Annotated in this window: 14 protein-coding genes and 1 pseudogene; 12 read left to right on the top strand and 3 right to left on the bottom strand. The window is 38.9% G+C overall.

Translation table 11 applies throughout. The features are described 5' to 3' along the window. The first annotated feature begins 1 nt into the window (after position 1). From ACYVFA_RS16590 to ACYVFA_RS16615, 6 genes are all read left to right on the top strand, one after another. Positions 2–427: a DsrE family protein gene (locus tag ACYVFA_RS16590; protein ID WP_460472963.1), complete on the top strand. Its 426-nt coding sequence runs from the start codon at positions 2–4 to the stop codon at positions 425–427. Between the two features lie 19 nt (positions 428–446). Next, entirely contained in the window at positions 447–896 is a 450-nt protein-coding gene (locus tag ACYVFA_RS16595; RefSeq protein WP_460472964.1) for an AraC family transcriptional regulator, read from the top strand. A gap of 43 nt (positions 897–939) precedes the next feature. Further along, positions 940–1,350, top strand: a complete 411-nt coding sequence (locus ACYVFA_RS16600; protein WP_460472965.1) for a VOC family protein — start codon at positions 940–942, stop codon at positions 1,348–1,350. Between the two features lie 6 nt (positions 1,351–1,356). Continuing rightward, positions 1,357–1,749: a hypothetical protein gene (locus tag ACYVFA_RS16605; RefSeq protein WP_460472966.1), complete on the top strand. Its 393-nt coding sequence runs from the start codon at positions 1,357–1,359 to the stop codon at positions 1,747–1,749. 72 nt (positions 1,750–1,821) lie between these two features. Continuing rightward, a complete protein-coding gene (locus ACYVFA_RS16610) occupies positions 1,822–3,195 on the top strand; it encodes a serine dehydratase alpha family protein (protein WP_460472967.1) in 1,374 nt (457 codons plus the stop codon). A gap of 121 nt (positions 3,196–3,316) precedes the next feature. Continuing rightward, a complete protein-coding gene (locus ACYVFA_RS16615) occupies positions 3,317–6,349 on the top strand; it encodes a sensor histidine kinase (RefSeq protein WP_460472968.1) in 3,033 nt (1,010 codons plus the stop codon). Positions 6,350–6,674: 325 nt separating this feature from the next. On the opposite strand, the pseudogene ACYVFA_RS16620 reads toward ACYVFA_RS16615, so the two are convergent. Next, positions 6,675–7,040: pseudogene (locus ACYVFA_RS16620) on the bottom strand (PKD domain-containing protein); the annotation flags it as partial. Positions 7,041–7,626: 586 nt separating this feature from the next. Here ACYVFA_RS16620 and ACYVFA_RS16625 point away from each other — a divergent pair. Both ACYVFA_RS16625 and ACYVFA_RS16630 read left to right on the top strand, forming a co-directional pair. Next, positions 7,627–8,697: a M43 family zinc metalloprotease gene (locus ACYVFA_RS16625; RefSeq protein WP_460472969.1), complete on the top strand. Its 1,071-nt coding sequence runs from the start codon at positions 7,627–7,629 to the stop codon at positions 8,695–8,697. A gap of 162 nt (positions 8,698–8,859) precedes the next feature. After that, the gene (locus ACYVFA_RS16630) at positions 8,860–9,489 is read left to right on the top strand and encodes a 3-keto-disaccharide hydrolase (RefSeq protein WP_460472970.1); all 630 of its coding nucleotides are present in this window, start codon (positions 8,860–8,862) and stop codon (positions 9,487–9,489) included. 158 nt (positions 9,490–9,647) lie between these two features. On the opposite strand, the gene ACYVFA_RS16635 is transcribed toward ACYVFA_RS16630, so the two are convergent. Then, positions 9,648–10,016 carry an RNA recognition motif domain-containing protein gene (locus tag ACYVFA_RS16635; protein WP_460472971.1) on the bottom strand — a complete coding sequence of 123 codons (369 nt, stop codon included), beginning with the start codon at positions 10,014–10,016 and terminating at the stop codon, positions 9,648–9,650. Positions 10,017–10,311: 295 nt separating this feature from the next. Further along, positions 10,312–12,690 carry a RecQ family ATP-dependent DNA helicase gene (locus ACYVFA_RS16640; RefSeq protein ID WP_460472972.1) on the bottom strand — a complete coding sequence of 793 codons (2,379 nt, stop codon included), beginning with the start codon at positions 12,688–12,690 and terminating at the stop codon, positions 10,312–10,314. Between the two features lie 484 nt (positions 12,691–13,174). On the opposite strand from ACYVFA_RS16640, the gene ACYVFA_RS16645 reads away from it, so the two are divergent. The 4 genes from ACYVFA_RS16645 to ACYVFA_RS16660 all read left to right on the top strand — a co-directional run bounded on the left by ACYVFA_RS16645 (position 13,175) and on the right by ACYVFA_RS16660 (position 19,151). Next, a complete protein-coding gene (locus ACYVFA_RS16645) occupies positions 13,175–14,149 on the top strand; it encodes a KpsF/GutQ family sugar-phosphate isomerase (RefSeq protein ID WP_460472973.1) in 975 nt (324 codons plus the stop codon). 54 nt (positions 14,150–14,203) lie between these two features. Continuing rightward, positions 14,204–15,292 (top strand): M48 family metallopeptidase, encoded by a 1,089-nt coding sequence (locus ACYVFA_RS16650; RefSeq protein WP_460472974.1) that lies wholly within the window; start codon positions 14,204–14,206, stop codon positions 15,290–15,292. Positions 15,293–15,698: 406 nt separating this feature from the next. Continuing rightward, positions 15,699–17,621 (top strand): DUF1800 domain-containing protein, encoded by a 1,923-nt coding sequence (locus ACYVFA_RS16655; protein ID WP_460472975.1) that lies wholly within the window; start codon positions 15,699–15,701, stop codon positions 17,619–17,621. Positions 17,622–17,630: 9 nt separating this feature from the next. After that, positions 17,631–19,151 carry a DUF1501 domain-containing protein gene (locus ACYVFA_RS16660; protein WP_460472976.1) on the top strand — a complete coding sequence of 507 codons (1,521 nt, stop codon included), beginning with the start codon at positions 17,631–17,633 and terminating at the stop codon, positions 19,149–19,151.

Raw genomic sequence — 19,151 nt, forward strand, 5'->3', positions numbered from 1 at the left:
TATGAAAACTCTCATTCAGATTTTTGCCTTAGCATTAGGAATGATGCTTTTAACCTTTTCAAACAGCTATGCACAAGGTAAAGCGCATAAGCTATTAATAGACATAAATACTGCTGATACAACAGCCCAAAGTACCATGATGCGTCAGATAAGAAATTTATGGAAAGAATTACCAGGTACGCAGGTAGAAGTATTGATTCATGGCCCAGCCATTGGTTTCATCAAAAAAGATTCATCGCCTTATGCGGCACAAATTGAAAAACTACAAAAAGATGGTGTAGTGTTTGCCGTGTGCCGCAATACTATGAAACGCTACAAACTGGTAGATTCAGATATATTACCAAGTGGCTCTTTTGTGCCCTCAGCCATTGCTGAAACTGTGCTGAAACAGGAAGAAGGTTGGAGTTATCAAAAGGCAGGGAATTGAGCATTTTAAAGCTAGCCCCATGCCAACCCAATACCCCAAAGTATATCTCTATCGCAGAATTGTACAGGCGAAGCTCTTTATTGATAAGCATTATCAGGAAAACCTCGATTTGAATGATATTGCCGATGAAGCTTTTTTCTCGAAATTCCATTTTATCCGGCTTTTCAAGAATACGTATGGCAAAACTCCCCATCAATACTTAACTTATGTCAGGATTGAGAAAGCCAAAGGATTGTTAAAAACAGCTATTCCGGTAGCAGATGTTTGCTATGGCGTTGGGTTTGACAGTGTGAGTTCATTTACAGGATTATTCAAGAGAAGTGTCGGCAAAACGCCATCAATCTATCAACAAGAGCAGCTACAGAGGCAATCTGAGATTTTAGTAAACCCTTTAAGGTATATACCCGGTTGTTTTGCAGAAGCCAAAGGCTGGAAGCAAAATAGCAATTTTGAAGAAGTCGTTTCCTGATGGAATGTCGAAGTTTGTAGAAACATTTTAAACCAACACGACAATGATTTCAAAAATTTCTCACGTAAGTATCTATGTTCTGGATCAGGATAGTGCCTACGATTTCTATGTAAACAAACTGGGCTTTCAGGTAGCTACCGATGCACCAATGGGGCCGGGTGCGCGCTGGCTGACAGTAACCACTCCAGAGCAGCCTGATATAGAAATTACACTCATGCCCATTATCTCAGGAATGATGTTCGACGATGAATCGGCTGAACAAATGAAAAAACTGGTAAAAAGGGGGACTTTCGGCTATGCCGTTTTTCAATGCAATGATATTTATGCTACTTACGAAGAACTGAAAGCCAAAGGTGTGGAATTTACCAAAGCACCTAAAGAAGAATTCTATGGAATTGAAGCCCTTTTTAAAGATGATTCAGGCAATTGGTTTAGTTTAGGTCAAAAACCGTAAGATACAATGGACGCAGTCGCTATTTTTAAAAAACTCAGATTGAACGATACAGGGGCTTTACTCATCGTAAATGCTCCTGCTGAATATACCACAATCCTGAAAGATATAGCGTACGATACCAGCGCGGAAGCAGGTAAAAAGTATGATTTCGTACAGGTGTTTGCCTCGAAACAAGATGAACTCGAAACCCTGTGCGCACAGGTAAAAGACGCAGGCAAATACGATTGCCTGTTCTGGGCTTGTTACCCGAAAGGAACCGGAAAAATCAAAAGCTATATAAAAAGAGAAACGGTCTGGAAAGCACTGGAACTGGCCGGATTACAGGCAGTAACGCAAATTGCAATTGACGATACCTGGAGTGCACTACGCGGGCGTCCGACCGATATGATTGGGAAATAAAAGAATGAACTGATTTTGGTGATTTGTGGGAAATGGTATTAATTCGTGAAAGAATTAACTTCATCTACGACAATGCTTAAAGCACCCATTACGACTTCCATTTTTGATTTATTCAAAATTGGCCCCGGTCCGTCAAGTTCGCATACTATCGGGCCTATGAAGGCTGCTTATGATTTCCTGCAACGAGCCCATGCCGTGCCTGATTCGTTACTGACAGAACCTCTTCAAATAAAGATTCATTTATATGGTTCATTAAGTGCCACCGGAAAAGGTCATGGTACTGATAGAGCGGTAATTGCAGGATTATTGGGCTGGTTGCCAGATACCTGCGAACCCAATGCCTTCACGGCTCTTCTGAAAAATCCTGAAGATGCCTATCCCATAGCCATTCATGGCAGGCCCATTACTTTAAGAGCCAAAAGCATTTTATTTGAAAGAGGGCGCTATGATTCTCCACATCCCAATACTTTAGTTTTTCAGCTAATTAGCAATGGAACAATCATTCTTGAAGAAGAATATTATTCAGTAGGAGGGGGATTCATCCAACGGAAAGGAGAAGATGCACAAGCGATCACTAAGGTGCCTGCCTATCCTTTTTCTACAATGGACGAATTAATGGAGCAAATGGTAAAACATAAACTCTCTTTAACCGACTTAATGATTGCTAACGAAATCGCTTTAACAAGCCTGAGTCGTAAAGAAATCTATCAGAAAATAGATGATATTCTCGAAACCATGCACAAAGCAGTTAAAAGGGGTTTGCGTCATAAAGGCGTTCTACCAGGGACTATCAAACTCAGAAGAAAGGCTCCGGTTTTGTTTGAGCAGGCCAAAAGCCACGCGTCTGCTACCGACAGTTTTATGGTCTTTCTGAATGCCTACTGCATGGCTGCCTCAGAAGAAAACGCTGCGGGGAATATTGTAGTCACGGCCCCTACTTCGGGTGCCTCAGGAGTAATTCCCGGAATAACTTATCTGCTTCGTAATCATTACCATTATGACAAGCAGAAGTTAAGAGAGGGAATGCTGGCTGCTGCGGCTGTTGGTTTCCTCATAAAGCATAACGCCAGTATCTCAGGTGCCGAAATGGGTTGCATGGGTGAAATTGGCTCTGCTTCTGCAATGGCTGCGGCTATGCTCACCTATTGTGCCGGACGCTCAATAGAAACCGTAGAAGCCGCTGCCGAGATTGCCATTGAACACCATTTAGGCATGACTTGCGACCCTATCGGCGGCTACGTGCAGATACCATGTATCGAGCGCAACGCCATGGGGGCCATCAAGGCATATAATGCCTATTTGCTGGCCTCATCTGGTAATACAGGCTATCAGAAAATCTCCTTAGATAGTGTAATTAAAGTAATGCGTGCTACCGGAAAAGACATGTCAAAAAAATATAAAGAGACTTCACAGGCAGGTCTGGCGCTCAGTGCTACTGAATGTTAAGCCGCACAGTAAATTCTTTGATAGATTATTGGGAGAATCAGACGGTTCTCCCTTGTTTTTTGATAGAATTTGCCTAGTTTCGGTCATAAAAACGCAAATGCGGGTAGTCTTTTATTAATCCATGAAGTACCTCGTTCTCCTATTATTTATTCCACTCAATACCTATGCGCAATTACCACAGGTCAGATTTGAGCACCTGACATCTAAAGATGGTTTACCTAGCAACAATATTCTGAATATCATTCAGGATAAAGGCGGATTTATCTGGGTTGGTACGCGTAAATATCTGACGCGCTACGACGGCTACCGGTTCCAGAATTTTACAAAGGTAGAAGGCATCTATAATCATGGTGTAAGCTCTGACTGGCTGAATAATATCTGGTTTTCTTCAACCAGTATTCCATTCGGAAGAATCGATAACAACACTTTCAAAATCAACGACTTCACCAGTAAACTGCCTCCCCTAAGCGATGGTAATTATGGTAATATCTATTTCGACCATCGAAAACAGGGCTGGATAAGCGATTTTCATGGTGTGTACAGGTTTGACCCCAACACTTTCAAGTTTAAGTATTTTCCTCTGCCCAATACGACTTATAAAGACATCAAAGGAGATTTCATAGAAGACAAACAGAAAAACCTCTGGGTGATAGGCTTAGATGTAGGCATCTATAAATATAATCCTGAGAAAGAAGAATTACGTTGTGTAATAGGCCCGAATATTGCCGATCCCAAGAAGCGTTTTTTCTTTGAATCCAGCAGAGCTATCATAGATGAGCACGGCATTATCTGGATTGCCGCCTATCAGAAAGGCTTGATACGCTTTAATCCGCAAACCGAAGAAATAAAATTTTATGATGACCATATCATGTCTGTTTGCGCCGATAAAGATGAAAATGGCAAGGATATTTTATGGGTAAGTAATAGCAAAACCGTTGGTATTTTCAGACCTGAACAAGAGAAATTCTATTTCTATGAAGATGTATATACAGATGAGATTCAGGTCTTTAATATCTGCAAAAGCCCTTCAACCGGTGTAATCTGGTTTTGCACCCAGCAGGATGGGATTTTTGTCTATAATCCTCACAATCAGTTAATCAAGAGTATTAGCTTTGCCAATATAATTCCGCAGAAAAACCTGACTATCAATACCATTTTGAAAGATAGTACAGATGCGAGTGGACAGACTTTCTATCTGGGTTTCTCCCGGTGGGGTATGGCGAAATGGAATAAGGCAGATAATACCAAACAGTTTTTTGAGTACCCTCATTATCCGGCTAATGCCGAAACCCGACAAATGTTGCAGGATGAAGAAGGTAAAATCTGGATTTTTACGAATCAATGGCAAACCTGGGCTGATGGCAAAGAAAATCCTGAAGATAATGCGTTTGAAGGTATCTTTGTCTTTGACCCCGGAAAACAGAAATTCCTGCCCGTACCTTTCAAAACCCATCATGGTTTTTTCACTGTGCCATTTTATTCTATAGGCATGGAAGACTCAAAGAAGCGCCTCTGGATTATCAACCATTACCTGAGTATGCACGTGGTAAATAAAAAGACAGGCGAAGAATTGACACTTTGGGATAAAAAAGACCATACCAACCTGATGAGAGACCGGTGGTTAATGGATATTCTGGAAGATAAACAGGGACGTTTCTGGCTGGCTACCACAGCAGGTGTTTTTTATTTTGATGAAAAGAAAAAGAAATTTCAGCAGGTGAGGTTTTCTGATGACGACAGAGAAGTATCAGTCATTAAACTACTATTAGATAAGCAGGGCGATGTGTGGGTAACCGGCTGGGATATTCTGGCAAAAATCAGCCGGAATTATAAGGTGAAAATAGATTTAAGCGCAAAAGATGGGATTTATGATGTGGAATGCCGCCAATTGGCCGAAGATAACCACAGTAATATCTGGATAGGCACGCTGGGTGGTCTGCAACTATTCATCCCCTCACAAAACCGCTTCTTGAGATTCACCCAGAATGATGGTTTGATAAGTGATAATACCACATTCAGTTTTTATATGAATGAAGGAAAAGAATTGCTGATTGGACAAAAAAATGGTCTCAATATTGTTAATACAGAGAATATCCTGCAAAGCAGGGCTTTAAACAATATCGCTATTAGTTCGGTGACAGTCAATAACGAACAACGATTTTATGATTGGACAAAACCTTTTGAACTGAAACGCACCGAAAATGCCATTACCTTTTATGTATCAGCACTGAACTTCCTGAAAGATAACCAGAATCATTATAGTTATTTTCTCGAAGGTCTTGAAGATAAATGGATAGATGCTCATGATAATGCCGCTTTTACTTACAATAATTTATCACCAGGAAACTACACCTTTCATGTAAGATTATTGGACGAAAAAGGCAATAAACAATTGAAAGAAGTAGCTGTTCATTTTTTGATTCAGCCTTATTATTATGAGACCTGGTGGTTCAAGACCTTGATATTAGCCTTGATTATCGGTTTGGCTTATCTCTTTTATCGTTTCCGTATCAATCAACTCTTAAAATTACAGGAAGTTCGTAACCGTATTTCGAGAGATTTACACGATGATATCGGCTCATCCTTAAGTAGTATCAGTTTGTTGAGTGTAATGGCAAGCAAGAAAATAGATCCGCAGAACCCATCCAATCAACTTTTAAAACAGATACCGGAAGAAGTAAGCCGACTGAGCAGTGCCATAGACGATATGATATGGAATATCAAACCGGAGAATGATGATTTTGAGAATTTCTTCATCCGCCTGCGAGACCATACCGTTCAAACCTTACAAGCACAGGATATAGACGTGGATATTGACTTTTCTTTTACCAATCAGTCTGGTAATTTATCGATGGAGGTACGAAGAAATATCTTTTTAGTCGTGAAAGAAGCCTTGCATAATATCACGAAACACGCACAAGCCAAACACGTGACCATGAAACTGCATGTAAGTAAAGGTATGCTCATCATTGAAATGAAAGACGATGGCAAAGGTTTTGACCCACAAAAACCATCATCACGCAATGGCCTGCGAAATATGACCAGTCGTGCTGCCGAAGTAGGGGGGACTTTCGAAATTAAATCAGAAATCGGCAAGGGTTCAGAAATCACCTTAAGTGTGCCTATGGTACAGAAAAAACTGATAGGGATTTGATTAATCTACTTGACCTTATTGCCTTTAAAACCAACCCATATAGGGGTGTATATCACGCAAAAACTGATAAAATTCTCTGCTTTGCTCAGGTAGCCTTCACAAAACGAAGGCCCTAAACGAGAAAGAGAAGAGCCTTTAATCTGAAAGACAACATTCTCATCTGAAAATTCTGGCACAGCTATTTTCTTGATAAAAACAGTCGAATCAGTTAGTTTCTCGAAGCTGATTTCAAAGTTCTTATAGACTTTTGTACCAGTCCCCGATTGTATACTAAATTCACCAATATACTTTCCTGCCGTATTATCAGCCGCTGTCGGTATATCCTTTATTGATAATTCCTTTGAAAATTGGCTTTTAGCCGATTCTTCTTTTCAACATTCAGACTTACCCTATGATTGCCATTTTTCCTGAATTGATACTCAAATGTTACAGCCTCTTTTTTCTGTTTTTGTCCTTCAATAGTCCATTCAAAAACAGAAGCATATTTTGATAAATTATTAAACTTTACCTTGCCATTACTTAAAATAGCGTACGTAAAACTGGCAACTGGATCAAAGTTTTCAACGGTAAGAGTCTGTTGTAAATCCATTTTTTGTTTATCTTTCGATTCTACCGTAAGCTTTACCCTATAAACTTTCTCATCAGTATATATATGTACCGGATTTTGTTCTATTGAGTTTTGGCCATCTCCAAAATTCCAGCTTAGCTAAGTGCGTTTTCAAAGGTATTTGTAAACTTCACCTCTCCGTTTTTGCCGAAACTATAGGTGAAATTTGCAGTAGGCTCTTTCTGTTTAGTACAGGTTTCAGCAGTACAGATAATAAATGTCAACAGCAACCAAAGGTTTTTATTTTTTGAAGCATTGGGTAGAATAGATTTATTGATACTGTCACAACTAATCACAATAATAAGTGATTTTTAGGAAAGTTTAATTTGTTGAGTGCCGTTCTGTTTTTTAGGCCACAGTTGATAGCCCTTAAATAAGAATTGATTCAGAGTGGAAAAATAAATTTACTTCTACCACAAAAGTGTTAGTAATTGTCTCTTTTTCAGAAGACGATACTTCTGATTGTCAGGTAATAGGCTAATAGCCAATGAGTTATATTTTTTTTGTATGTGTAAAAGGTGCTATTGTGCAGCAATCGGAAAAAATCAAAATTTGATGAAAATTTTGAAGCCTGTTTAATTGGCTGCCAAAACACTCTATTTCGATATTTTCTGGCATCATCAAAAATGACTGACCTTAATTGAATTAATCATCGCTAAACACAAATCCAATGCAAAAAATCTTATTTTTTCTTATAATAATTGGCTGTAGTAATTTGTATGCACAGCGCAATGATTGCGGCACGAAAGCAAAAACACCCATTTTTATATCTGAGAAAGAAAAGGAGCGAATGAGGTCAATAGCAGCAATTAATGTACCCTATACCGTAAAAATACACGTAACCGTCTTTGCTGACGATGACGGCTCTAACAGAGCCGCAAACGACACAGATATTTTAAGGCAAGTGCAGAATATGGTTAATCAGTATCAGCCTCATAATATTTGTTTTCTTTTGTTTGGGATCAGCCAGGTAAATAATACAGACCTCAATACCCAGGTAGACTCTACTGAAGAAGGGGAACTGGCTCCATTTATGAAAAGCGGCCTTTTTAATATATTTGTTCATAAAGAATTGCCGGGGCTAAATGGTACGGCCTATCGTATCCCGAACACTTACCTAAGTATTATAGGGAGTGCCATTGCCAGCACATCCAATCTAACGACTTTAGCTCACGAAATGGGTCATGGTTTTGGGCTTTATCATACTTTTGAGACTTGGGGTAATACTAAACAAGAGAATGTAGATAGAAATGGAGAATGTAAGAATTGCGAAACTAACGGAGATGTTTTATGCGATACCCCGGCAGATGATAACAGTGGAGTAAGTAGTTCCTGTAATTATATAGGAGGAGGGATGGACAACTGTGGGGTAGTATATACGCCAATGACTAACAATATAATGACCTATGGAAATAGAGCATGCAGGAATATCTTTACTACACAACAGAGAGAACGTATGCAGTATTTTCTATTGAATGACCCCTCATTAAAAAACTTTGTAGTTCAGGATGTGGTATATTTGCCAGGCAGCTCTAATGCTAGTATTTATTATAATTTAGGTAATCAGACTTTTACAGCCAGAGATGCTATATGGCTTAGCTCTTTCACTAATAATGTTTACGATATATCAGGTTCTGCAACGCAGACCATTATAGCCGGGAAAGTTTATCTTAAACCTGGAACAAGGTTGCACCCAGGCTCAGGAAGAATACAGATAAAGGCAAATCCTTATTGTCAATAAGATTACCAAGTAATTGTATTCAGTACCGGATTTATGTAAAAATGACCTTGTGCCTAATGACTTATATATTGGCTTTCTGATTGAGATTTAAAATTAGTTTCGTAAACTTGTTGAAATTATTCAACTCGGCGTATTCGCCTTATTAAACTAACAAAATACCTTATGAAACGAATTTGTTATTATGCTTTGGCATTGTTTTTACTAACTAATGTGAGCTTTGCGCAAAAGGCAAAAAAAGGTTGGTATTCTCTATTTGACGGTAAATCATTTGATGGCTGGAAAGTAGGAGATAATGCCAGTACTTTCAGCATCGAAAATGGTACGATTGCCGTGAATGGCCCGGTAGCTCACTTATTTTATGTAGGGCCGGTTAATAACCACGATTTTAAAAACTTTGAATTCAAAGCTCAGGTAATGACCACGCCGGGCTCAAACTCCGGTATTTACTTCCATACAGAGTATCAACAAGGTAGCTGGCCTGATAAGGGCTATGAAGTACAGGTAAACAACTCTCATACCGATTGGAGACGTACCGGAAGTTTATACGGTATTCAGGATGTAAAAGATACCTTAGTAAAAGACAATGTATGGTATACAGAGTCTATAATTGTAAAAGACAAGCACGTAACTATCAAAATCAACGATAAAGTAGCCGTGGAATATGACGAGCCTGCCGAATTGCCAGCCAGCAGAAAAGGCAGAAGAATAAGCAGTGGTACTTTTGCTCTACAAGGCCACGACCCTAAAAGCAAAGTGTATTTCAAAGACATAATGGTAAAACCATTACCTTAAGAATTTAAAGCTATATATCATAGAGGAGCCTCTTGCCAATTTGGTAAGGGGCTTTTTATTTGCCTTATGGCGCTTTGAGGGCATATAAAAAGGAAACCAGGCACACCATTAAATGGAAGCCCAGTTTCCTTAAAATATATGATTTATCTTGAAGGATATTAGTATCTACGTCCGCCGCCATTGCCGCCACGGTCACCACCACGGTTGTAGCCACCACCACCGCCACCGCGGTTAAAATCGCCACCACCACGGTTGAATCCACCACCACCACCTGATGGTCTTTCTCTTCTTTCTTCAGCTTGATTTACAACGGCAGTACGACCACCGATTTCAGCACCGTTCAATTGAGCGATAGCTTTCAATGCTGCTGCATCGTCTGGCATTTCAACAAAAGCGAATCCTTTGCTTCTTCCGGTAACTTTGTCGATGATAATTTTCACAGAACTAACTTCACCATATTCTTCAAAATATTGCTTTAATTCACTTTCTTCAATTCTAAAAGGTAGACTTCCAACAAAAATGTTCATGATAACTTGAGATGATTTAATTGATAAATTTATACAAAAGTATATTTATTTTATTGAATAACTATTAATAATGATTTTTTTGATGTTAAATAATGAAAAATAATAGTTTGAGTGCCTGTTTTCGGTCTTAAACGTCCTTAAATCCCTGATTATTCTCCTATTTTTACTTTTCTAAACCTGTAAAAAATAAAAAAGTGCGAAGCACAGAACCTGTGACTCACACTTTTTTATGATTTTGTTGTATATTATGATGCCCCGAAAGGCATATTCTATTTCTCTATTTCAAATATAGCAATTAATTTGCCATTTCCGACAAGAATTTTATACGCATTAATCGTAGCTCTTCTTCCGGGAAATCGTCTCCGTCAAAAATTTTCTGTGCGGCACGGATATTATCGGTTTCAGCGCTCATAAAGTAATCATATATTTCTTCCTGATGCTCTTCATCAACTACCTGATTGATATAGTAATCAAGATTCAGACGTGTACCCGAATAACAGATATGTTCGATTTCTTCAATCAGCTCAGCCATGGTCAGATCTTTCGATTCTGCAATTTCATCCAGATCTATCTTACGGTCAATCTGCTGAATAATGTAGATCTTGATTTTTGACTTATTGACAGCCGATTTTACTACTAAATCCTGTGTTGTTTCAATTTCGTTTTCTTCAACGTATTTCGAAATCAGTTCCAGGAATGGCTTGCCGAATTTCTGTACTTTTCCTAGACCCACCCCGTTAATCTGCGCCAGATCCTGTGCGGTAGTAGGGTAGGTAGTTGCCATTTCTTCCAGTGATGGATCCTGGAAAACAACATAAGGCGGAACATTTTTCTCTTTGGCAATCTTTTTACGGAGCGCTTTCAGTAGTTCGAATAAGGCAGAATCAAATGCTGCACCACCACCAGATGGGCCTCCGTTCATTGGCACATCATCGTCGTCGCTGCTTTCAGTATTTTCGTAATTATGATCTTCTGAAATGGTAATCGGATAAGAATCCTGAATGAACTTTTTGCCTTTCTCAGAAATCTTTACAACCCCGTAGGCATTCTCAATATCTTTCTCAAGATAACCAAAAGCCATCATCTGGCGGAGAATAGACACCCAATAATCATTTGGTGTTCTCTTATTATCAGCCTTTTTAGTTTTTTCGGCTTTCTTTGGCGATTGTGACGGGCTTTTGGTAGCTACTGGTGCATCATCTTCCTCTTCGTCAGAATCGTCATCATTTACTACATCCAATTCTTCTTCTTCCTCATCATCCTCATCGTCTTCGTCTACTTCCACAAACATGCCCTTACCTTTGCCATACACTTCCAGTTTATCGTGCTCATAACTTCTTATATAAGCATTAGCTGTATTAGCAGTCAGCACGTCGGCAATATGTTGAATATCAAATCTTTCGCCTACCTGTTGAATAGCCTTCAAAGCCAGCACGGCTTCGTCTTCTATCTTGAATTTCTTGGTAGGTTTCAGACAGTTATCACAAAAACCGCAATCTTTCTCGGCATATTCACCAAAGTAACTCAATAACTGACGGCGACGGCAGATACCCAGGTTTGAGTAAGCCACCATTTCCATCAACAAAGCCTTTGCATTGTCTCTCTCGGTTACGGTCTTGTCTTTATTGAATTTCTCCAGTTTCAGAATATCGTCAAAGCTATAAAACATCAGACAGTTTCCTTCCAGTCCGTCACGGCCTGCTCTTCCTGTTTCCTGATAATAACCTTCAAGTGATTTCGGCGCATCGTAGTGAATCACAAAACGAACATCCGGTTTATCAATACCCATTCCGAAAGCAATCGTTGCTACAATTACATCCGCTTCTTCGTTCAGGAATGCATCCTGATTTCTCATACGAGTATCAGCATCTAGACCTGCATGATAATGTAATGCTTTCACACCATTCACACTCAGCAAACTGGCTATCTCCTCAACTTTTTTACGGCTCAGACAGTAAACAATACCTGATTTACCTTTATTGTTCAGAATATAACGAATAAGCTGTTTTTTAGAATCAACTTTCGGACGAATCTCATAATAGAGGTTCTTACGATTGAACGACGATTTGAAAATCATCGCTTCATCCATATTCAGGTTTTTCTTAATGTCCTGCTGTACTTTTGGTGTAGCAGTGGCAGTAAGCGCAATAACAGGTAAATTTGGGTTGATATCATCAATAATACCTCTGATACGACGGTATTCAGGTCTGAAATCATGACCCCATTCCGAAATACAGTGGGCTTCGTCTACCGCAACAAAAGATAGCTTGGCTTTTTGTAAAAACGATAGATTATCCTCTTTTGTAAGAGACTCAGGTGCAATATAAAGTAGGCGACACTCTCCACTTAATACATCGTTCTTCACTTTGGTCATCTCAGCTTTATTCAGGGTTGAATTCAAAAACTGAGCGTTAATACCAAAGGCTGTCATCTGGTCAACCTGATTTTTCATCAAGGCAATGAGCGGAGAAATAACAATAGCTGTACCATCAAGAACCATAGCTGGCAACTGATAGCAAAGAGATTTCCCGGCTCCTGTGGGCATAATAACAAAAGTGTTTTTTCCTGACACGATGTTATGAATAATCACTTCCTGCTCGCCACGAAAAGCATCAAAACCAAAAATTTCTTTGAGTTTTTCTTTTAATGATTGTTTAATTACTGGTTCTACCATAAACGCAAAATTGCTGTACGGAAAATTTACAATATGTTAAAAATAGGTTAGTATCTGAGCAATTTCATGTTGACATCTCTGATGAAGCAATCATCAGATTAACCTATAAATAATATGTCGCTGTAGTAATGTTACCGTGTTGATAGATTATAATAGTTGGTTGAGATAATCGTATGAACAACAGTCAGATAATTCGGATATTTATAAAGCCAGAATGGTGTATAGTCTGACTGATAGATACTACAAAAGTTTGAATTAATTTAAGGTAATTACTTAAGCCTTTGCTAAGATACTATTTTTTTGCTTGAGTTTTACAAATTTTTATTGCGGTTTTTTTTTAATAGATACATTCAGTGGTTTAATAAATTGTTTTGTTGTTAATCGGTTTTCTTGTCTCCAATGGTTTTGCTACCCTTCGCTTACTTTCTTTTGAGGCTTGCTAAACAAATAGTATTTTTGTGCACAAAACACCCCGTTAGAAAAAGTGAAGACGAAGTTAGAAAAAAATTTACAAAGCGTTGCGAAAAAAGTTTTGCAAGATGAAGCGGAAGCAATTCTTTCTTTGAAAAATTATATTAATGAAGATTTTGAATTGTGTGTGGAGGCGATTCTGGCTTCTAAAGGCAGACTTGTGGTAACCGGAATCGGAAAAAGTGCAATTATCGGGCAGAAAATTGTAGCAACAATGAACTCTACGGGCACTCCGGCGCTCTTTATGCACGCAGCAGATGCCATACACGGAGACCTAGGCATGATACAGAAAGAAGACATTGTTTTATGTATCTCAAAGAGCGGAGATACCCCCGAAATAAAGGTTCTGGTACCTCTTTTGAAGATGCATGGCAACCTGATGATTGCCATGGTAAGTAACGAAAAATCGTATCTGGCCACGCATGCAAACTACGTATTGAATGCTCATGTAGAAAGAGAAGCCTGCCCATTGAATCTGGCACCCACTACCTCTACTACGGCAGCTTTGGCTCTTGGAGATGCACTGGCCATGTGCTTATTAGAAATGAGAGGCTTTACGAGTACAGACTTTGCCAAATATCATCCGGGTGGTAGTTTAGGTAAAAAAATGTATCTGAAAGTAAGAGATGTATATCCTAATAATGCCCTACCTAAAGTCGCTCCTGAGGCTGATATTCATACAGTAATTCTGGAAATGACTTCAAAATTATTAGGTGCCACAGCGGTAACTAACGAGCAGAATGAATTGTTGGGTATTATTACCGACGGTGACCTTAGAAGAATGTTGAATAAACAACAGGATTTTTCAACGTTAACGGCAAAAGATATTATGACTATTAGCCCTAAAGTTGTTGCACCTGATGATTATGCTGTAACTGCACTCTCATTGATGCAGGAAAAAAACATTACACAACTAGTAGTTGTGGAAGATGGTATACTTATGGGCTTTGTGCATTTGCATGATTTATTAAAGGAAGGACTCGTATAAAAAAAACTCTAAAAGATTGCCTATCTTTGAAACAAACCTGCAACACAAACTTTTATGCAAAATACTGCTATCTATTATGATGGACAGACGAGCCAGCCCCATGCCGCACAGATTGAGGTATTTGGCAATTCGCTGAGTATTTATTATGACGAAAAGAAGGTAGTCTGGGCTATTAATGAAATTGACTATGCCGAATTTTCAGGCAAAGGCAAGACTATGCTGCAATATGGCGCATTTCCTCACCAATATTTAGAGTATACCAATGGGGGCTCTTTAGCACAAACTTTACAAGGATATTTGCCTAAGACCGATAGCAGTTTTGGTGTGATGCCAAAACAGTATAATGCCCTCATAAAAGGAGCCTTGATTGGCATTGCTATTCTCTCAGCTATTGCGGCGCTTATTTATTTTGTTCTATTACCTAATCTGGCATCTTATATTGCCGGCAAAATTCCGGTATCAACAGAAATAGCTTTAGGTGACAAGTTCTATGAAGGTTTTATCGGTAATTCTGAAATTGACATAGAAAGGACAAAATTACTGAATGATTTTGCCAGAAAAATAGACTTTGAAACCAGATACCCTTTAAGGTTTACTATAGTTAAAGATAAACAGGTGAATGCTTTTGCCTTGCCGGGTGGAAATGTGGTAGTGTTTAGTGGCATTTTAGAAAAGATAAAATCTCCGGAAGAATTAGCCGCTTTACTATCGCACGAAGTGACACACGTAAAAGAAAGACATTCTTTAAAAGGATTAGCACGAAACCTGACAGGTTGGGTGCTAATCACAACAATTTTCGGCGATGCAGGCTCAATAAGTAGTATATTGGCCAATCAGGCTGATAATCTCTATCAGCTAGGCTTTTCGAGAAATATGGAAAAAGAAGCAGACCTAAAGGGCTTGCAAATTATATACCACAATCAGCTAGATCCTCAGGGAATGGTACACCTGATGGAACGATTACAAGAAGAAGAAAATAAACAAGGAAGTAGTAAAATGCTTGCCTATTTGAACTCACACCCGATGACAGAAGAGAGAATTACCTATATAATTGAAGCTACCAAAGGTAAAACAGGTGAGAAAAATAAGGAGCTAGACATGGTCTGGAAACAGTTACAAAACTCCTCAGATAATAAATATTAGTAAAACAATATCATAGGAACAAATTTTGCTTGTATTGATACTGTAATTTCCACTCAATAAAAAGTGAAAAAAATTACCTTTACTGTATAACATTTTCAATAGTTTTGGGTTTATAACTATTGAATACCACCAAAGTACCCTGTTTATAATTGTCCCGAATCTGATTTGAAGAGTATAACAGATTCATATTAAGTTTTTTAGCACATAGCACTACTAATCTCTATAATTAAATTCAGCATCTTAATTTTAAAATCACCAAAAGTAAAAATAGTATAATCTTGGTCCTTGCGCCTGTATTGTATTTGATAACGGTTTGATTTTGTGTTTTGATGTATATAGCTACATTCTGAATTTACTATTGTTGTAAAAATATTAAATTGTTTAATCTAATTTCTAATAATTTGAAATGAGCTTATCTCTATTTGTGTTTCAAAGGCGATTTAAAATTTGTCAGCGAATATCGTTTGTTTTATTGGCCATTTTTTGCGGAGTACACACTTTTTCGATAGCACAACAAAATATAACTTTTGGGAAAGGAAAAACCACAAACGTCACAGTTACCTCTTCGTCTAATGCCAGTAACCAGACAGGCATTACAACTCTGACGAGTTCGGGTTATTTGCCAAATAAAAATGCCGCCGCCAGATTGCTCTCTCAGGCAACCTTAGGCACCACCTTCGCTGACATTGAAAACGTTGCAACAAACGGAATAGAAAAATGGGTTGACCAACAATTGGCCATGCCTAATTCTTTCAACATTACTAATTATCTTCAGGGTCTGCATCAGGCTTTAGCCGACTCATTAAATCGCTCTAATCCAAGCCCTCCTAAAACCATATCCAATACTGCGCCCGGAGATTATTTCTTTGACGTGGCATGGTTTCAGGGTAACATGACAGTCCCGGATTTGCTACGGTGGAGAGTTGCTTTAGGACTAAGTGAGGTTTTTGTTACTTCTCGTATTTCTGCTTTTGATAATAACCCCTATGCTTTGTCTAGTTATTATGACGTTTTGTTAGAAAATTCATTTACTAACTACCGGACACTTATAGAAAAAATAACGTACCATCCATCAATGGCAGTTTATCTCACCTACATGAATAATCGTGCCACCAATCTAGATAAGCAGACCTTCCCAGATGAAAATTACGCCAGAGAAATAATGCAGTTATTTTCGATAGGCTTGTTTCAGTTGAATTTAGATGGCACAGAAAAAAAGGATGGCGCCGGAAAATCTATCCCTACTTATAATAATAATGATATAGCTAATCTGGCAAAAGTATTCACAGGATTATCATGGGGTGATAGCAAGTTTTTAGGAGATTTTGTTAAAGACTACTGGAGTTATACAAAAAAACTTAAATATTATCCGATTGACTCAAGTGATGCTTATTTAAACCCAACAGTTACACATCCGAAAATTGTGAATGGTCATGAAGTTGGGTCTAAAACATTCTTAGGAAGTACCATTCCAAACCGTTCTGTTCAGCAAGGAGAGTTAGATATTAAAGATGCATTGGATATTATATTCAATCACCCAAACGTAGGGCCGTTTATTGGCCGCCGCCTGATTCAGCGATTGGTTACTTCAAATCCTAGTCCTGCTTATATACAGCGGGTAGCAACTGTATTTAATAATAATGGAAGTGGGGTCAGAGGAGACCTGAAGGCAGTGGTAAGAGCAGTCTTGCTGGACCCCGAAGCCAGAGACTGCTGTAACAATGGCGATACACAGTTTGCCGGGGCATTTAAAGAGCCATTTATCAGATATACGAATTTAGTAAAAGGCCTTAATTTAACTGCCACAGGCGGTGTGTTCCGTAATGTTATGAGAAGGGCTTATGAGAAAATGGGACAAATACCAATGTATTCGCCTAGTGTGTTTAACTTCTTTGCGCCTGATTATATGCCTGATGGCGCAATGAAAGGTACAGGTAAATATGGTCCCGAATTTCAGACTTTAAATTCTCAGACTTTAACAGGCTATCTGAATGCATTGAATAGCTGGATTATTGTAGATGATGTGATAGAGTACACCACCTATTTTGTCGGGGAGACTTATAAGCCACAACAAGAACCTGGGTTTATTTTAACAGCCGACTATCCATTGACAAGAAACGACAGGTTGCCACAGTTATTAGATAAATATAACCTGATTCTGGCTCATGGCAGGCTTTCTCAAAAAACGCTTGACATCATCAAGGGAGCATTACTTCAAATGCCTATTAGCGTAACCAACGGAGTTCCGAACGCTGACGACGCTTCGAGAAGAGTTCGTCTGGCAATTTATTTAATTATGGCAACTCCAGATTATCTTATTAATAAGTAAAATACTAAAATGAATAGACGCGATTTCATAAAACAGTCTGGTTGTGCCGCTATGGGAACAACAACCCTACTGAGCACCCTGACCAGTTTAGGAGCGGTAAATGGAGCTCTTGGGCATAAAAACTTTCCTTCAAAAGAGGCCGCTGCTGCTGAAGATTATAAAGCATTAGTATGTGTGTTATTCTCAGGTGGACTTGATTCTTATAATCTGTTGGTTCCTACAGGAACAAATTCAGGTGGTGATAACGGCTATAATGAGTATTTACATACAAGAGGAGACCTTGCTTTAACTAACGGCTCGCTTTTACCCTTGACTAATCCTCAGTGTACAGGTTTCAGAAATTTGCCTTGCAATTATGGTGCCTTTGGTATTCACCCTCTGATGCCTAGTATGAGAGACTTGTTCAATACAGGTAAACTGGCATTTATGGCTAATGTGGGTACCTTAGTGGAGCCGATTATGAATTTATCAGAATATCAGAGTGGTTTAAAGAAAATTCCTGATGGTATCTATTCTCATTCTGACCAGATCATGCAGTGGCAGACTTCGGTTCCGCAAAGTAGACGTGCGTTGGGAGTAGGCGGTAGAATTGCCGATTTATTGAACTCTGGTAATTCGAATTCGCAGGTCTCTATGAATATCTCTTTAGGAGGTAAAAATATCTTTCAGACCGGAGAAAGTGTTACTGAATATTCTATCGGTAATAATGTTAGCCCAAGTACAGTAGGACTGGAAACATTACCTGCCTGGTGGAGTAGCTCAGGCTTGATGACTGATTTGAGAAATGCAGCAATTGATAGTTTAGTTGGGCAAACATACGCTAATTTACTTCAACAAACCTTTGCGGGCTCAGCCAGAAGTGCGATTGATGCGTATACCTTCTTTAAAGAGGCTATTAAAAAAGTACCAGCCATGACCACCCAGTTTCCAACTACAAGCTTGGGGGCAGATCTGGCCGCAGTGGCAAAAGTTATTAGTGTAAGGAGCTACCTTGGTGCTAAAAGACAGATTTTCTTTGTAAACTATGGTGGCTGGGATATGCACGATAACCTTGCCGGGGGGCTAAACCAACGTTTGCCAGTAGTAAATAATGCCCTTAAAGCATTTTATGATTCTACTGTAGAAATGGGCCTTGCTGATAAAATAACAACATTTACCATTTCAGATTTTGGTCGTACAGTTACTTCTAATGGCTTGGGTTCTGACCATGGCTGGGGTGGAAACTCTATGGTGATAGGCGGAAGTGTGAAAGGAGGTAAGATTTATGGGGCTTTCCCGAGAATGAATCTTACAGACAATACGCAGACTATTTCGTTTAGAGGAAACTTTATCCCTGCTGTTTCTACTGATGAACTATATGCCGAAATGGCTCTATGGTATGGTGTAAGCCCTGCCGATTTATGTTATGTTCTGCCTAATATCGGTAATTTTTACAGTTATACACCAGGTAATTATCCGATAGGATTTATGAATTTTAATGGTACTACTATTTCAACCGATAATAAACCTCAATCATGCCTGACATATTGA

Source organism: Emticicia fontis (assembly GCF_054779675.1).

Bases quoted from the DNA above. Each gene is read 5' to 3' on its own strand.
- ACYVFA_RS16590 (WP_460472963.1), top strand. From the start codon at position 2: ATGAAAACTCTCATTCAGATTTTTGCCTTAGCATTAGGAATGATGCTT.
- ACYVFA_RS16650 (WP_460472974.1), top strand. From the start codon at position 14,204: ATGCAAAATACTGCTATCTATTATGATGGACAGACGAGCCAGCCCCAT.
- ACYVFA_RS16655 (WP_460472975.1), top strand. From the start codon at position 15,699: ATGAGCTTATCTCTATTTGTGTTTCAAAGGCGATTTAAAATTTGTCAG.
- ACYVFA_RS16635 (WP_460472971.1), bottom strand. From the start codon at position 10,016: ATGAACATTTTTGTTGGAAGTCTACCTTTTAGAATTGAAGAAAGTGAA.
- ACYVFA_RS16600 (WP_460472965.1), top strand. From the start codon at position 940: ATGATTTCAAAAATTTCTCACGTAAGTATCTATGTTCTGGATCAGGAT.
- ACYVFA_RS16630 (WP_460472970.1), top strand. From the start codon at position 8,860: ATGAAACGAATTTGTTATTATGCTTTGGCATTGTTTTTACTAACTAAT.
- ACYVFA_RS16605 (WP_460472966.1), top strand. From the start codon at position 1,357: ATGGACGCAGTCGCTATTTTTAAAAAACTCAGATTGAACGATACAGGG.
- ACYVFA_RS16595 (WP_460472964.1), top strand. From the start codon at position 447: ATGCCAACCCAATACCCCAAAGTATATCTCTATCGCAGAATTGTACAG.
- ACYVFA_RS16610 (WP_460472967.1), top strand. From the start codon at position 1,822: ATGCTTAAAGCACCCATTACGACTTCCATTTTTGATTTATTCAAAATT.
- ACYVFA_RS16660 (WP_460472976.1), top strand. From the start codon at position 17,631: ATGAATAGACGCGATTTCATAAAACAGTCTGGTTGTGCCGCTATGGGA.
- ACYVFA_RS16625 (WP_460472969.1), top strand. From the start codon at position 7,627: ATGCAAAAAATCTTATTTTTTCTTATAATAATTGGCTGTAGTAATTTG.
- ACYVFA_RS16615 (WP_460472968.1), top strand. From the start codon at position 3,317: ATGAAGTACCTCGTTCTCCTATTATTTATTCCACTCAATACCTATGCG.
- ACYVFA_RS16640 (WP_460472972.1), bottom strand. From the start codon at position 12,690: ATGGTAGAACCAGTAATTAAACAATCATTAAAAGAAAAACTCAAAGAA.